Below are 15,204 nucleotides of genomic sequence, written 5' to 3'. Positions count from 1 at the left end.
AGAACAAATGAATACAAAATATTCCGATTTAATAAACCAAACATATTACTTTCCTCAGGAAGAATTTAAATTAAACAAGGACAATCTTCAATTTCATAATATCGATTTGATGAAATTGGTTGAAACTTATGGTACGCCTTTAAAGTTTACCTATTTGCCGCAAATTTCAAACAACATCAACAAAGCCAAAAGCTGGTTTCGTAAATCGATGGAGAAGAACAAATACGAGGCAAAGTATTACTATTGCTATTGCACGAAAAGTTCTCATTTTGAATATATTATGAATGAGGCATTCAAAAATAATATTCACATTGAAACCTCTTCTGCCTTTGACATTAATATCGTTGAAAATTTATTAGAAAAAGGAAAAATCAATAAAAGCACCTATATCATTTGTAATGGTTTCAAAAGAGATCAATACATTGATAACATTGCAAGATTGATCAATAATGGTCACAAAAACACTATTCCGATTATTGATAATTATGAGGAATTGGATTTGTTGCAGGCACAAATAAACGGAAAATTCAAAATTGGAATCCGTATTGCTGCCGAAGAGGAACCTAAATTTGAGTTTTATACATCAAGATTAGGAATCGGATACAAAAACATTGTTCCTTTTTACAAGAAAGAAATTAAAGAGAATAAAAATTTGGAACTTAAAATGTTGCACTTTTTTATTAATACAGGTATCAATGACAACGCTTATTACTGGAATGAACTTGTAAAATGTATCAAGGTATATGTTGCTTTGAAAAAAGAATGCCCTACTCTTGATGGTTTGAATATTGGTGGTGGTTTCCCTATCAAAAATTCATTGGCATTCGAATATGATTACCAATATATGATTGATGAAATTATCAATCAAATTAAAATTGCCTGCGACGAAGCGGAAGTAGATGTGCCAAATATTTTTACTGAATTTGGTTCGTTCACAGTTGGAGAAAGTGGTGGTGCAATCTATCAAGTATTGTATCAAAAACAACAAAATGACAGAGAAAAGTGGAACATGATTGATTCTTCTTTTATCACTACATTACCTGATACTTGGGCAATAAACAAACGTTTTATTATGTTGGCCATCAACAGATGGAATGAAACATACGAAAGAGTTTTATTGGGTGGAATGACTTGTGATAGTGATGATTATTACAATTCAGAACAAAACATGAATGCTATTTATCTGCCAAAATACAATAAAGAAAAACCACTATATTTAGGTTTTTTCAATACGGGAGCTTATCAGGAAACTATTGGTGGATATGGTGGTTTGCATCACTGTTTGATACCACAGCCAAAACACATTTTAATAGACCGTGATGAGAATGGAATATTGGCAACCGAAGTGTTTTCTGAACAACAAACAGCCGAAGATGTACTAAAAATATTAGGTTATAATAAATAATGAATAAAAATTGGGATTCAGGAAATTTGATATTTATAAATTTCTTTTATTTGTAACATCCAAATCTCAAATAACCTTTTGAACATTAAATAAAAAACAAAAAAAAGAAAATGAGTAAAGGACCAATCAGTCAGTTTATTGAAAAGCATTATTTGCATTTCAATTCTGCATCCTTAGTTGACGCTGCAAAGGGATACGAACAGCAATTAGCCAATGGTGCAAAAATGATGGTAAGTATGGCAGGTGCAATGAGTACAGCCGAAATTGGAAAGATTTTTGCCGAAATAATTCGTCAAGATAAAGTTCAAATTATTTCTTGTACAGGAGCCAATCTTGAAGAAGATATCATGAATTTGGTAGCACATTCTCATTATGAGAGAGTGCCAAATTATCGTGATTTGACTCCACAAGACGAATGGGATTTATTGGAAAGAGGATTGAATAGAGTTACTGATACCTGTATTCCGGAACACGAAGCATTTCGCCGTCTTCAAAAACACATTTATAAAATTTGGAAAGATGCTGATGACAAAGGAGAAAGATATTTTCCTCATGAGTTCATGTACAAAATGTTACTTTCCGGTGTTTTGGAAGAGTATTACGAAATTGACTTAAAAGACAGTTGGATGTATGCTGCTGCCGAGAAAAATCTGCCAATTATCGTACCAGGTTGGGAAGATAGTACAATGGGGAATATTTTCGCATCTTATGTTATTAAAGGAGATTTGAAAGCTTCTACCATGAAATCTGGTATTGAATACATGGTTTTCTTATCAGATTGGTATCCAAAAAACAGTACTAATGGTGTTGGTTTCTTTCAAATTGGAGGAGGTATTGCCGGTGATTTTCCAATATGTGTAGTGCCAATGTTATATCAAGATATGGAAATGCATGATATCCCATTTTGGAGTTATTTCTGTCAAATTTCAGATTCTACAACTAGTTACGGTTCATATTCCGGAGCAGTTCCTAATGAAAAAATTACGTGGGGTAAATTGGATATCAATACTCCTAAATTCATTATTGAGTCTGATGCTACTATTGTGGCTCCATTAATTTTTGCATATTTGTTAGATTTATAATAATTATTTATGAAAAGAATAATAGTTGATTACGCCAAATTGACCAATGAAATTTTAAATCTTTTGGTCGAAAAATTTCCTGATGGTTATGATGATTCCGACATCATTCGATTTAGAAATGCTAAAAACGAATTGATTGAGGCTGTCGAAGTGAGAACAGAAGATACTATATATTTAGTAAAAGTAAGTACTAAATTGGCTGACAGAATTGGAAATTTTGACGAAGATGATGAAATTGATGATGTTGTAGAACCAATCAGCGGTTTAGAATTGGATGTTGATGATGCAGATGACGATGAGGAAGATGAAAATCTTGACAAACCAGATGTTGACGGTGATGACGACGATGAAGATGGTGATGATAAAGATATTGCCGACGAAGAAGATGATGATGACGAAGATTAATTCTATGATTTTATAAAAAAAATAAAAGGGACTCTATTTCGAGTTCCTTTTTTTATTAGATTTATGTTCCTAAAAATATACGCCAAAATGACTACAGAAAATTTACACGCCAAATTAAAAGAAAATTTTGGGTTTGAAAAATTCAGACCCAATCAAGAAGAAATTATCAATTGTATCCTTTCCGGAAACGATACTTTGGCAATTATGCCAACTGGAGGAGGAAAATCAATATGTTTCCAACTCCCCGCTTTAGTATTACCGGGAACAACCATAGTTATTTCCCCCTTAATAGCCTTGATGAAAGACCAGGTTGACAGCCTGAAAGCCAATGGAATAGATGCTTGTTTTATCAATAGCAGCCAGTCTCCAGATGAGCAGCAATTACATATTCAAAATTTGAAAGACAATAAAGTCAAGTTGGTTTATGTTGCACCAGAGAGTCTGTCTTTTTTGGAAAATGCATTCAGTCAAATAGTTGTGAGTTTAATTGCTATCGATGAAGCACATTGTATTTCAGCTTGGGGTCATGATTTTCGTCCTGCTTATACCAATTTGGGATATCTCAAAAACCGCTTCCCTTCTACTCCAATCCTGGCATTGACCGCAACTGCCGATAAAGCTACGCGTACTGACATCTGCGATCAACTAAATTTAAATAATCCTAAAACTTTTGTAGCTTCTTTTGATAGAAAAAATTTAAGCTTGGAAGTTAGGCCGGCTTTGGATCGCGTCAAACAAATTATTGATTTTATAAAAAACAAACCAAATGAATCAGGTATAGTATATTGCCTAAGTAGAAAGACTACAGAAGAACTAGCTGAAAAATTGCAAAAAACTGGAATTAAAGCAAAAGCGTATCATGCAGGATTGGATAATAAAATACGTTCAAAAACCCAAGATCAATTTATCAACGATGAATGTCAAGTGGTTTGTGCTACGATTGCTTTTGGAATGGGAATTGATAAATCAAATGTTCGTTGGGTAATTCATTATAATTTACCAAAAAATATTGAAGGTTACTATCAAGAAATTGGAAGAGCGGGTCGAGATGGATTGCCATCTGAAACCGTTTTGTTCGAAAGTTACGGTGATGTGATTCAGTTGCAAAAATTTGCTTCCGAAGGATTGAATGCAGATGTTCAATTGGCTAAACTTGAAAGAATGAAACAATATGCTGATGCATTGAGTTGTCGCAGAAAAATATTACTTTCCTATTTTGGAGAATTGGTTTCCGAAAATTGCGGAAACTGTGATATTTGCAAAAATCCTCCAGCATTTTTTGACGGAACCATAATTGCCCAAAAAGCATTGTCTGCAATAATTCGTTTGCAGGAATCTGAAGCTTTACCAGTGATTGTAGATTTTTTGAGAGGTTCAAAAAATACTTCCATTTATGACAAAGGGTATCAAAATTTAAAAACCTATGGAGTTGGTGCAGATATTTCTTGGTATGATTGGAATCAATATTTAATACAATTAATAAATTTAGGATATTGCGAAATTGCCTTTCACCAACAGAATAAAATAAAATTAACACCTTTCGCAAAAAAGGTTTTGTTTGATGGGGAAAAAGTTCAATTGACAACAGTGCAAAAAATGAAAGCTGAGGCAGTTGATATTAAAACTACGAAAACAAAATCTACAACAAATTCGCTTTTTGAATTTCTTAGAAAGCTACGTTCGGAAATTGCTAAAGAAGAAGAAGTTCCTGCTTACATAATTTTTAATGATGCCACTTTAAAGCAATTAGAAATTCAGCGACCAATGAGTGATTCCGAATTTCTTGCTATTGATGGAGTTGGAAAAGCAAAATTGGAAAAATATGGTGATGTATTTATAAAAGCTATTATTGAATTTGAAAAAATTAAAAAGGTTAGGGCTAAAAAAGTAAATACAACTTATAAAGAAACTTTGGAAATGTTTCAAAGCGGAATGACAGTTGAAGAAATTGCAATTAAAAGAAAATTAGGTACGCCTACCATATTTTCACATTTAGCAAAATTATACAGTGATGGTCATCCGATAGATTTGAGTGTTTTTATAAATGAGCAAGAAATCGCAAAAATTGCAAAAGCAAAAATTAAACTCGAATCACCAACTGCTTTGAAACCTTATTTTGATTTTTTTGAAGAGAAAATCTCATATGATAGAATCAGAGTTGGTTTGGCCATACTCGAAAAAGAAAATGTAGAAAACTTCAATAACGAAAAAGCATATTCTGTAAAAGATATAAGATTAGAACATTCTGAAGCCTATAAAAAATGGAGTACAGAGGAAGATTTAAAACTTGAGCTTTTGTATAATGAAGGTAAGAAAGTAAACGAGTTAGCTATACTATTTGGCAGAAATCAGGGATCGATAAATTCTAGATTAAAAAAAATCGGTTTGAAATAAAAAATAAGAATAACCAAATGAATACAAATTCAAATTTAGAATTTTTCGAAGAACAAATTTCATACGATAAATTCAGAATGTGTTTGGCTATATTCGAAAAAGAAAATGTAGCTTCTTAATTTATGACAATATCTTCTTTCCCCTATTTTGTAGATTCAAATACCGAATTATTAATTTTGGGAACTATGCCTGGTTCAGTCTCTCTTGCCAAACAGGAATATTATGGGAATCCAAGGAATCATTTTTGGAAAATAATATGTACAATTTGTGATGCATTGCCAATTCCTGAAAATTTTGACGAGAAAGTCAAAATTCTTCAATCTAACAAAATTGGACTTTGGGATGTTTTGGAAAATTGTGAAAGAAAAGGGAGTTTGGACATTCATATCAAAAATCAAAAAGAAAATGATTTTTTTGCTTTGTTTGAAAAATTTCCTAAAATCAACAAAATTGTCTTTAACGGAAAACAAAGCCATGCCTTTTTTTATAAAAGTTTTGGACAAATAAAAGGCATTACGTATTATGTAATGCCTTCTACAAGTCCTGCAAATACAATGACTTTTGAGAATAAGTTAAAAATTTGGTCAAGCTGTTTTAAATGAAACTATTTGTTTAAAATTTACAAATATCTTTCTGCGAATACTTTTTGGTGATGTTTCATGTGACCAATAATTAAAAATCCTAAAGCTCTCACTGAAACTTCATTTTCTGAAGCAATTCCAATTCTTCTCAATTGTTCGTCAGAAAAACTTTTGAACATTAGCAAGTTGGAATGTCTTACCGTCGAAAACTCAGTTAATAATTCTTGAATACTTCTGCTTTTGGCATCGGTATTGTCAACATAATCATTTTCTTCAAATCCCGGCAATGGCGTTTTATCATTTCTGGAAATTCGAAGTGCACGATATGCAAATATCCTTTCAGCATCAATGATATGCTGAATAATTTCTTTAATCGTCCATTTTCCTTCGGCATAACTGTAATCAAATTTATCCAATGGAATATTTTGAACAAATTTGATAAAGTCATGTAAACTAATTTCTAATTCTTCAAATAATTCAACATTCTCAAGAGCGTTTATGTAAGTCGCGTTGAATTTTGAATATTCATTTACCGGCAATTGATCAGATCTCATATGATAGTTTTTTTTTAAGAATTAAAAATAATAAATTTTATATTCAAATTATGCTGAATTCCTACTTGCGTTTGTATTTCCGAAAAGTGATCGAGTCACAATTTTTTCATACACTTTTATTAGGTTTAAATCTGGGTTCTCTTCTTTGTTCAATTCATTAATTTTCAACAAAGCATATTGTTGTATAGTCAACAAAGGCAAGACAATACGCTCTCTCATTTGAATAGAGGCTATACCATCAGGATAGTTTTCCATCAGTTCTGTATGACCTGCAATTTTCAATAATAATCTTTTTGTTTCCAAAAATTCATCATAGATAATTTGCCAAAAAGCTCCAAATTCAGGATCCTTACTCATATAAGCAGTTAAAGGAAAAAATGATTTTGCCAATGACATCATACTGTTTTCCAATAATGTTCTAAAGAATAGTGAATTATTGTATAAATTCTGAGCTTTTTCCCATTGATTGGTATCTTCAAAATGTTTCAAAGCAGAACCCACTCCAAAAAAACCTGGTACATTTTGTTTCAATTGACTCCAAGAACCCACAAATGGAATTGCTCTTAAGTCAGCAAAATCAAGAGTTTCAGACTTACTTCTTTTAGAAGGTCTGCTTCCAATATTGGTTTTTGCATAATATTTCAAAGTACTCATTTGTTCCAAATAAGGAATAAATTTAGGATGATTTTTGAAATTTAAATATTTATTATATCCCAAATCGGCCATTTGATCCAAAATTTCTTTTTCTTCAACTGACAATTCATTTTGACCTTGATTGAAAACTTGATTGGCAACACCTGCACTCAAAAGGTTTTCCAAGTTATAGCGACAAGAATCCAATGTTCCAAAATTTGAACTAATTGTTTGTCCTTGAATTGTAATTTGAATTTCGTTGTTTTCAATATTTGGACCTAGCGATGCGTAAAATTTATGTGTTTTTCCACCACCACGTGCTGGAGGTCCACCACGTCCATCAAAGAAAATTGCGTGAATTCCATATTTTCTGGAAATTTCAGTTAATGCTTCTTTGGCTTTATAGATACTCCAATTCGCCATCAAATATCCACCATCTTTTGTACCGTCAGAAAAACCAAGCATAATCGTTTGCTTGTTATTTCTATTTATTAAATGTTTGGCATACTCAGCATTGGTGTATAATTTTTCCATTACCAAGTGTGCATTTTGCAAATCATCAACAGATTCAAAAAGCGGAATAATATCTACGGTAGCATTTTCCCAATTGCATAATTTGAATAACGCAAAAGTTTCCATCACATTAAGTGCGCTCTCATTATTACTGATAATATAACGGTTTGCACCAAATTCGCCATTATTTTCCTGAATCGTTTTGATAGCTTGAATTGATTCGACTGTGGATCTTGTCATTTCGTTTTCAAAATCGGCAGGATCTAAATTTCCTTTTACAGATGATAAAATTTCAATTTTTTCATCTTCAGTTAATTGAAAATAATTAGCTGGAAAAATATTTGTTTTGGATTTAGAATAATAATCTACGATATCATAAAAAACACTTTGATGGATTTTACTGTTTTGTCTGATATCCAAAGTTGCGAAATGAAAACCAAATAAATTCAGTCGAATAAGCAAAGCATCAATTTGATCTACATAAAGTGATTGATGTTGCTCAATTATAATAGTCTTTATTTTATTTAATTGTGTTTTGAACTCTTCAAGTGTAATAAAAATTTCTCCTTTAGAATAAAAAACAGAACGATACAATTTTTGCTCCAGCTCCATTACTAAAGAATCCACAACTGGGAAAGTAAGTTTTCTCTTTAGATTTCGTATCTCAATATAATAACATTTTAAAATAGAAGTTCTCAATCGCTCTGCTACTTTTAAAGTAATTTCAGTTGTAACAAATGGATTTCCATCACGATCTCCTCCTGGCCAAAACCCAAGTTTAATTAATTGATTATTTATGGACTCTCCTTCAAAAACGTTTTTTTGCAGATAATGCACCATTTCGCCAGAAGTGTTGTAAAAAACATTTTCTAGATACCAAATTAAACTTACCGCTTCATCAAAAGGATTTGGTTTCTCATTTTGAATAAAAGGAGTTTTTCCTAATTGTGCAAGTAACTGTTTTATTTCCAATAAATTATTATTTCGTATTGCTTCTGTCAAATCATTTATGATTCCTAAAACTGGCCCAGGGTAAAATTGAGTTGGGTGTGCAGTTAAAACGGTACGAACATTAAAATTCTCAAGAAAATGAATCAGTTCTTCTTTATTATCCCTTACATCCGATTTCTCTTTGATATCACGAAGCGAGCCTCTTCCTTCCATATTGTTTACCACTGGAAATGCAGCATCTTCAATAGCATCAAATAAAACAATTTGGCGTTCAATATATTGTATAAAATGAAACATCAGATTAATCTTATCCTTTTCGGTCGCGCTAGTCAAATATTTATCTGAAAAGAAATCAAAAATTTCTTTTGGAGTTTCTTGTTTTTTAAATCCATTATCGCAAAGTTCCGTGAATATAGGCAACAAAACCCCCGTATTATCAACAGAATCAAAGGGTAATGTTATAAATACACTATTGTAAATATGGTATTTCGATAAAACATTTTGATTAAAACGTTCTATTTTTGGCAACGTATACATAATTATACTATTAGTTTAATGGTTGGTTAATTTGGCATAAAAAAACCCCAAGATTACACTTGAGGTTATATTTTATAATATAGCATTCAAGATTTTTTTACATTTCCTTAAAAATGGTGTGCATCAAACGCTTCTTATCATTTATACTCTCCTCAAGTGAGATCATAGTTTCGGTTCTATATACTCCTTCGATATCGTCTATCATAAAAATAACATCTTTGGCATGCTTAGTGTCCTTTGCTCTGATTTTGCAAAATATATTGAATTTACCTGTAGTTACAGAAGCAACAGTCACAAAAGGAATTTCATTAATACGCTCTAAGACAAATTTTGTTTGAGAAGTATTATTAAGAAAAACACCTACATAAGCAATAAATGAGTATCCTAATTTATCATAATCAAGGACTAATGAGGATCCCATAATGATACCGGCATCTTCCATTTTTTTTACTCTTACATGAACCGTTCCAGCTGAAATCAATAATTTTTTTGCAATGTCTGTAAACGGAACTCTTGTGTTGTCTATCAACATATCTAAAATCTGGTGATCTACTTCATCTAAACGAAATTTACTCATAATTCTTTTATTATATGGTTATTTGATACTAAAAAAGTTAAATTTATAAATAAAAATTAAATAAACGGCAAAAATATTATTTTATTATAGTTCCGTTAACGAAAAACACTTTTTTATCTAAATTAAAATCGGCTTTTTGATTTGGTTTTGGGAAATTAGTAAAATCATCTCCATATAATGCTCCTTTCGCATCATATTCATAATGACCATAATAACCTTCTAAATCACCTACTTCAACTATGTAAGCATTAAAATTTAATTCATTGTTAATTAACTCTTCTTTATATTGAGCAACAAAATTCGTGATTATTTCGATACCATCATAATTTATTTTGACATTTTTATACATAAAATCAAAAAAAACGACTTTATTCTGAGGAATGTTCAAATATTTATCATTTATATTGCTAACTATATCGTTTTCGCTGAGAATAATAAAACTCGAAAGTAGAGCTATAAAAATGAATTTACGTGTGACTTCTCTCTCGTAGTCACCTGTAAAATGCCCAGCCTCAAACAACAAGGTCGGTACTCCTAAATATTGGAATGTATCTCCTATGCAATTAATATTAAAGGAATCATCAAATCGACCTATTTGACCTGGAATATAGTTTTGTAAAACTTCATTAATACCAGCAATCAAGTTAATAGCTTTTAATCTTGACTCATTAACCTCTCTTTCTTCATTATAAGAAGGAGCTAAAAAAGATACCGTTGCAGGCTTCCCGCTATCTGCGACTCCAAAAATAGTACGTTGATCATGGAGATTAAAACAATAATCAGGTTTAATGTCTTCAAAAATTGTTCTCAATACTTTACTTTCAGGCTGTGTGAGGTTCTGGGAATCCCGATTCAAGTCAATATCATTAGCATTGGCTCTGGTATATAGTTGCGCTCCATCAGGATTTAACATCGGAATGCAATAAAAAGTAAAAGTTTCTAAAAGTTGATTGGCCAGATCCGATCCGCTGTTTAGTAGATTTATAAAATCGAATAATGCTTTAGTCGTAGTACTTTCGTTTCCGTGCATTTGTGACCAAAGATAAATTTTTAATTTACCGGTTCCTTTTTGGTAGCTATAAATAGGTTTTCCCAAGACGGATTTTCCAATTATCTTCACATCCTTTTTTAAGGATTCTCTATTTAATATTGGCTCAATATTCTCTAACGTAATATAGCGGCCGTGAATTGTCTGTTCTTTATTTTGATTGAATAGTTGTTCTAAATTCATGTTACAATATTTGATTTACAAAAGTAAACATCTTTATTTTTACATTTGTAAACCATGTATTTTTTCAAAATATTAAGATTGTAAACTATCTTTTCAAAGTCAACTGTAGACAAGTGTAATTAATATTTGTATTTAATAGGTGTTTTAATATATTTCTATTAATTACAATTAATCAATGCGTTATAGTTATTTATCTCTATGAATACATTAGTACAAAAGACACTGAATTAATGATTTAACATTGTAAATTAGGTTACTACAGTCCTATTAGTTACATTTGTAAATACGCTAATTTGAAACACAATTTACAATGGTAAACATGGATGATTTCATAAAAAGATTGGAGATTATACTTGATTATTATAGTCTAAATGCCTCTTCGTTTGCCGATAAAATTGGCGTACAACGTTCCAGCATGTCTCACCTACTCTCTGGAAGAAACAAGCCAAGTTTGGATTTTATTCTAAAAATTGTTGAAATTTTTCCTGATGTAGATTTGTATTGGATATTGAATGGAAAGGGATTTTTTCCAAAGAATTCTGAAATAAGCCCAGATTTAAATTCTAATTCTATTGCTTCAAAGATTGACACTCCTACCCCTATTGATTTATTTTCTCAAATTGTGACACCTATAGACTCTAATTTAGATCATCCAAAAACAAATCAAATTAAAACTTCGATAGAAAATGAAAATTCTGATGAAATAGAAAAAATTGTCTTCTTTTATAAAAATGGTACATTTAAAATATATTCACCCAATTGATTTTAAAATTTGAAGATAATTTTAAAATCAATTGAGGTTGTTTTTTTCTTGAATAAAAAAAACAAAACAGAACCCAACTTATTTAAGAAAATAAATAGTAGAAGAAATTTCGTAAAATTCAAAAGGAACAATTAAAATAGTAAATAAAATACGTTTTGTGAGAATTGAATATTCTTTGCAAGGATTCAGAAAAAATATTTTATGCAATTCTCAGCGAGTTTTATTTTAAGATACTTTATATCCATGTTTAGGTATTTTGCCCTTAGCATCAACAAAATGTTTATTCAAATATGACAAATCCGATTCAATATCGCTTGTTGGGTAAAATGGTTGTCCAAAATCGACTACTTTCTTTTCAAAATTTATTGATACAGGAATGATTGGTACATTTGCTTTTAAGGCTATATAATAAAAACCAGTCTTGAGTTGTTCAACTTTTTTGCGAGTTCCTTCAGGAGACAATCCCAATCGAAACGTTTCTTTCGAATTAAAAATACTTACTATAGATTCTACTTTGTTTAACCCTCCTGTTCTATCTAGTGGTGCACCTCCCAAAGATTTGAAAAAATATTCAAAAGGGAAACGAAATAATTCTTTCTTTCCAACCCAATTGATATCTACCCCTATAGCACCTCTGCAAATAATGGCTACGTAAAAATCATGCCAACTTGTATGTGGCATAACCATTAAAACACTTTTTTTTATTTGTTCATCCAAGCTACCTTCTATTTTCCAGCCCATTAGATTCTCAAAAATCCATTTATAGATTCGTCTCTTCATTTATGATTATTTTTATACAAATTAAATAATTATTATCTTATTTTTGATAAAAACCTAAATTAATGATGCGTAAATTATTAAGTTATATTATTCCCATTAAAATATTCAAAACGAAATCTACTTTGAGTAAAACCATTGAAGTTACATGGGCCAATGGTGAATTAGTACTCGATTCTGAAAACACCAATTATTCTTATGGCAGCTTGCAACGCATATTAAGAAAAGGTCTGAAACACTTTGGATTTGAGAGAATTGCAAAAATGGATAACGCACTAGTACTTGGAGTTGCAGGCGGAAGCGTCATTAAAACATTGGTAGATGAAATTCATTTTGAAGGTAAAATCACTGGTGTTGATATTGACCCAGATATCATTAAAATTGCTAATGAGTACTTCAAATTACATGAAATAAAAAATCTGAATATTATAATTGATGACGCTTTTGAATTTGTTCTAAAAACAAAAGATCGTTACGATTTGATTATAATTGATATATTTCAAGATACCACAATGCCTAATTTCTTATTTGAAAAGTTTTTTATCAATAGAATTTGCTTTTTACTAAAGAGCAAAGGGGTTGTGCTTTTTAATACAATGTGTTTGACCGCCGGAGATAATTTTAGAAATCAAAATTTAATTAAGGAACTCAATGACAATAATTACAAAATACAGTCTATACCAAGGGTAGAAGTTCACAATGAATTAATTATTATTGAAAAAATGAATTAGTAAAATAATAATTTAAATAGTGAATACATGGTTTGAAAAGTTCAAATTTACTTACTTCAAATATCGTAATTTTCTATTATTCAAACTTTTATGTATATCTATTGTTTGAAATTAAAAAAATGTTTGTACATTGTGTCGAAATAACACATTGTAATAATTTTTTAATTCATATTCAAAATGGGAAATAAATTCAAACCACTATTTATCTCAGTACTATTTGTTACTGGCTTTGTTTCATTGTCATTTATTGATCCTCCAAAATATCGAGATCTCAATAAAAATGGTAAAATGGATCCCTATGAAAATATAAATCTTCCGATTGAAAAGCGAATTGACAATCTTATTTCGCTAATGAATATTGATGAAAAAGCAGGATTGATGTTCATCAATGGAACGCTTATCAACACTGATGGAAGTATTGATAAGCAAGAAGGTGCTACGGGAATGGCTGCTAGAATTCCTTCTGCAAGAGATTTGATTGTTAATAAAAAAATGAATCATTTTAATTATTGGCAAGCACCAGGTGTAAAAGAATTGGCAATGGGTTATAATGCCATTCAAAAAGTTGCCGAAGAATCCAGACTTGGAATTCCTGTAACCATTGCATCAGATCCACGTCATTATTTCAGTAACAATGTATTTGCGATGGAAGCCAATGGATTTTCTCAGTGGCCAGAGCAATTGGGTTTTGCTGCAATAAACGATCCCGTTTTGACCCAAAAATTTGGAGATATTGCTCGACAAGAATATCTAGCTGTTGGAATCCGAGAAGCTTTGCATCCCATGGCCGATTTGGCAACAGAACCTCGCTGGCCTCGTGTAAGTGGAACTTTTGGGGAGGATGCAAATTTATCTGCTCGAATGATTCAAGCTTATATTTTAGGTTTTCAGGGAAAACAATTGGGAAATACCAGTGTAGCTTGTATGACTAAACATTTCTCGGGTGGCGGTCCTCAAAAAGAAGGTTTGGATCCACATTTTCAATATCAAAAAGGTCAGGTGTATCCTGGAAAAAATTTCAATTATCATCTAATTCCTTTTGAAGCTGCATTCAAAGCAAATACTGCTTGCATTATGCCGTATTATGGAGTACCAATGGATCAAACTTCAGAAAATGTTGGGTTCTCCTACAATAAAGACATAATTACCAAATTACTGCGTGAAAAATATAAATTTGATGGAGTAGTTTGTACCGATTGGGGTTTGGTTTCAGATACACACATGGGAGCTGTAATATGGCCTGCAAGAGCTTGGGGAGTTGAAAATCTTAGCGAAATTGAAAGAGTAAAAAAGATAATTGATGCGGGTTGTGATCAATTCGGTGGAGAAAATTGCCCTCAATATATTGTTCAATTAGTCAAAGAAGGAAAAATTAAAGAATCTAGAATTGATCAATCAGTTCGAAGATTATTACGCCAAAAATTCATTTTAGGTTTATTTGATAACCCTTATATTGATGTAGAAAATGCAACAAAAATAGTAGGTCGTGCCGATTTTAAAAAATTAGGTGAAGATACCCAACGTCGCTCCATGACTTTATTGAAAAATGATTTAAAACTTCCTTTGTCTGTATCAAATAAATTGAAGATTTATGTAAAAAATGTAGATCCTAAAATTGCTTCTCAATACGGTATTATTGTTGCTTTACCTGAGCAAGCAGATATCGCCATTATCCGTTTGAATACGCCTTGGGTTCCTCTTGATACTGACAATCCGTTTGCCAAAGGATTTCACCATGGTGACTTGGATTTTAAAGGAAAGGATTTAGAAGATGTTTTGACACTTTGCAAAACCGTACCAACTATTATAGACATTTATTTGGATCGTCCTGCTGTATTTCCTGAAATAAATGGGGCTGCCAAAGCTGTTTTCGGTAATTATGGAGCAAGTGATGCTGCTCTTTTGGATGTTATTTTTGGTGTTGCCAAACCAGAAGGTAAATTACCTTTTGAATTACCTTCATCAATGGAGGCGGTCAGAAACCAAAAAGAAGATGTCCCTTATGATTCAAAAGATCCTTTGTATGCTTTTGGGTTTGGATTGCGATACTAATTTGTTTTAAAAAGATAA

General features: G+C 31.3%; 13 protein-coding genes. 8 read left to right on the top strand and 5 right to left on the bottom strand.

The genetic code is table 11. The features are described 5' to 3' along the window. Positions 1–7: 7 nt before the first annotated feature. The 5 genes from HQN62_RS11430 to HQN62_RS11410 all read left to right on the top strand — a co-directional run bounded on the left by HQN62_RS11430 (position 8) and on the right by HQN62_RS11410 (position 5,888). A complete protein-coding gene (locus HQN62_RS11430) occupies positions 8–1,405 on the top strand; it encodes a type III PLP-dependent enzyme domain-containing protein (RefSeq protein ID WP_173504444.1) in 1,398 nt (465 codons plus the stop codon). 110 nt (positions 1,406–1,515) lie between these two features. Continuing rightward, on the top strand, positions 1,516–2,487 hold the full coding sequence (locus HQN62_RS11425) for a deoxyhypusine synthase family protein (protein ID WP_173504443.1): 972 nt from the start codon (positions 1,516–1,518) through the stop codon (positions 2,485–2,487). 9 nt (positions 2,488–2,496) lie between these two features. Continuing rightward, positions 2,497–2,892, top strand: a complete 396-nt coding sequence (locus tag HQN62_RS11420) for a DNA primase (RefSeq protein WP_116798209.1) — start codon at positions 2,497–2,499, stop codon at positions 2,890–2,892. Positions 2,893–2,979: 87 nt separating this feature from the next. Next, positions 2,980–5,286 carry a DNA helicase RecQ gene (gene recQ / locus HQN62_RS11415; protein WP_173504442.1) on the top strand — a complete coding sequence of 769 codons (2,307 nt, stop codon included), beginning with the start codon at positions 2,980–2,982 and terminating at the stop codon, positions 5,284–5,286. 122 nt (positions 5,287–5,408) lie between these two features. After that, a complete protein-coding gene (locus HQN62_RS11410; protein WP_116798211.1) occupies positions 5,409–5,888 on the top strand; it encodes a DNA-deoxyinosine glycosylase in 480 nt (159 codons plus the stop codon). 17 nt (positions 5,889–5,905) lie between these two features. Here HQN62_RS11410 and HQN62_RS11405 read toward each other — a convergent pair whose 3' ends face one another. The 4 genes from HQN62_RS11405 to HQN62_RS11390 form a co-directional block, all read right to left on the bottom strand. After that, a complete protein-coding gene (locus HQN62_RS11405; RefSeq protein ID WP_116798212.1) occupies positions 5,906–6,421 on the bottom strand; it encodes a DinB family protein in 516 nt (171 codons plus the stop codon). Positions 6,422–6,469: 48 nt separating this feature from the next. Further along, positions 6,470–9,055, bottom strand: a complete 2,586-nt coding sequence (locus HQN62_RS11400) for a phosphoenolpyruvate carboxylase (RefSeq protein ID WP_173504441.1) — start codon at positions 9,053–9,055, stop codon at positions 6,470–6,472. 97 nt (positions 9,056–9,152) lie between these two features. Beyond that, positions 9,153–9,632: an Lrp/AsnC family transcriptional regulator gene (locus tag HQN62_RS11395; protein ID WP_024981770.1), complete on the bottom strand. Its 480-nt coding sequence runs from the start codon at positions 9,630–9,632 to the stop codon at positions 9,153–9,155. A 76-nt stretch (positions 9,633–9,708) separates the two neighbouring features. After that, entirely contained in the window at positions 9,709–10,863 is a 1,155-nt protein-coding gene (locus HQN62_RS11390) for a M14 family metallopeptidase (RefSeq protein ID WP_173504440.1), read from the bottom strand. Positions 10,864–11,173: 310 nt separating this feature from the next. On the opposite strand from HQN62_RS11390, the gene HQN62_RS11385 reads away from it, so the two are divergent. Beyond that, on the top strand, positions 11,174–11,626 hold the full coding sequence (locus tag HQN62_RS11385) for a helix-turn-helix transcriptional regulator (protein ID WP_173504439.1): 453 nt from the start codon (positions 11,174–11,176) through the stop codon (positions 11,624–11,626). 225 nt (positions 11,627–11,851) lie between these two features. Here HQN62_RS11385 and HQN62_RS11380 read toward each other — a convergent pair whose 3' ends face one another. Beyond that, a complete protein-coding gene (locus HQN62_RS11380; protein WP_173504438.1) occupies positions 11,852–12,406 on the bottom strand; it encodes a 1-acyl-sn-glycerol-3-phosphate acyltransferase in 555 nt (184 codons plus the stop codon). Positions 12,407–12,468: 62 nt separating this feature from the next. Between HQN62_RS11380 and HQN62_RS11375 the strand changes: the two genes are divergently transcribed. Further along, complete coding sequence (locus HQN62_RS11375) at positions 12,469–13,134, top strand: spermidine synthase (RefSeq protein WP_173504437.1); 666 nt, start codon at positions 12,469–12,471, stop codon at positions 13,132–13,134. Between the two features lie 177 nt (positions 13,135–13,311). Further along, positions 13,312–15,186, top strand: a complete 1,875-nt coding sequence (locus tag HQN62_RS11370; protein WP_173504436.1) for a glycoside hydrolase family 3 protein — start codon at positions 13,312–13,314, stop codon at positions 15,184–15,186. The last annotated feature ends 18 nt before the right edge of the window (positions 15,187–15,204 follow it).

It is taken from the genome of Flavobacterium sp. M31R6, assembly GCF_013284035.1.
Lineage (GTDB): Bacteria > Bacteroidota > Bacteroidia > Flavobacteriales > Flavobacteriaceae > Flavobacterium.
Note: the sequence above shows the minus strand (reverse complement) of the source record. Positions and strands in the feature narration are given on the sequence as shown.

Bases quoted from the DNA above. Each gene is read 5' to 3' on its own strand.
- HQN62_RS11430 (WP_173504444.1), top strand. From the start codon at position 8: ATGAATACAAAATATTCCGATTTAATAAACCAAACATATTACTTTCCT.
- HQN62_RS11425 (WP_173504443.1), top strand. From the start codon at position 1,516: ATGAGTAAAGGACCAATCAGTCAGTTTATTGAAAAGCATTATTTGCAT.
- HQN62_RS11420 (WP_116798209.1), top strand. From the start codon at position 2,497: ATGAAAAGAATAATAGTTGATTACGCCAAATTGACCAATGAAATTTTA.
- recQ (WP_173504442.1), top strand. From the start codon at position 2,980: ATGACTACAGAAAATTTACACGCCAAATTAAAAGAAAATTTTGGGTTT.
- HQN62_RS11410 (WP_116798211.1), top strand. From the start codon at position 5,409: ATGACAATATCTTCTTTCCCCTATTTTGTAGATTCAAATACCGAATTA.
- HQN62_RS11405 (WP_116798212.1), bottom strand. From the start codon at position 6,421: ATGAGATCTGATCAATTGCCGGTAAATGAATATTCAAAATTCAACGCG.
- HQN62_RS11400 (WP_173504441.1), bottom strand. From the start codon at position 9,055: ATGTATACGTTGCCAAAAATAGAACGTTTTAATCAAAATGTTTTATCG.
- HQN62_RS11395 (WP_024981770.1), bottom strand. From the start codon at position 9,632: ATGAGTAAATTTCGTTTAGATGAAGTAGATCACCAGATTTTAGATATG.
- HQN62_RS11390 (WP_173504440.1), bottom strand. From the start codon at position 10,863: ATGAATTTAGAACAACTATTCAATCAAAATAAAGAACAGACAATTCAC.
- HQN62_RS11385 (WP_173504439.1), top strand. From the start codon at position 11,174: ATGGTAAACATGGATGATTTCATAAAAAGATTGGAGATTATACTTGAT.
- HQN62_RS11380 (WP_173504438.1), bottom strand. From the start codon at position 12,406: ATGAAGAGACGAATCTATAAATGGATTTTTGAGAATCTAATGGGCTGG.
- HQN62_RS11375 (WP_173504437.1), top strand. From the start codon at position 12,469: ATGATGCGTAAATTATTAAGTTATATTATTCCCATTAAAATATTCAAA.
- HQN62_RS11370 (WP_173504436.1), top strand. From the start codon at position 13,312: ATGGGAAATAAATTCAAACCACTATTTATCTCAGTACTATTTGTTACT.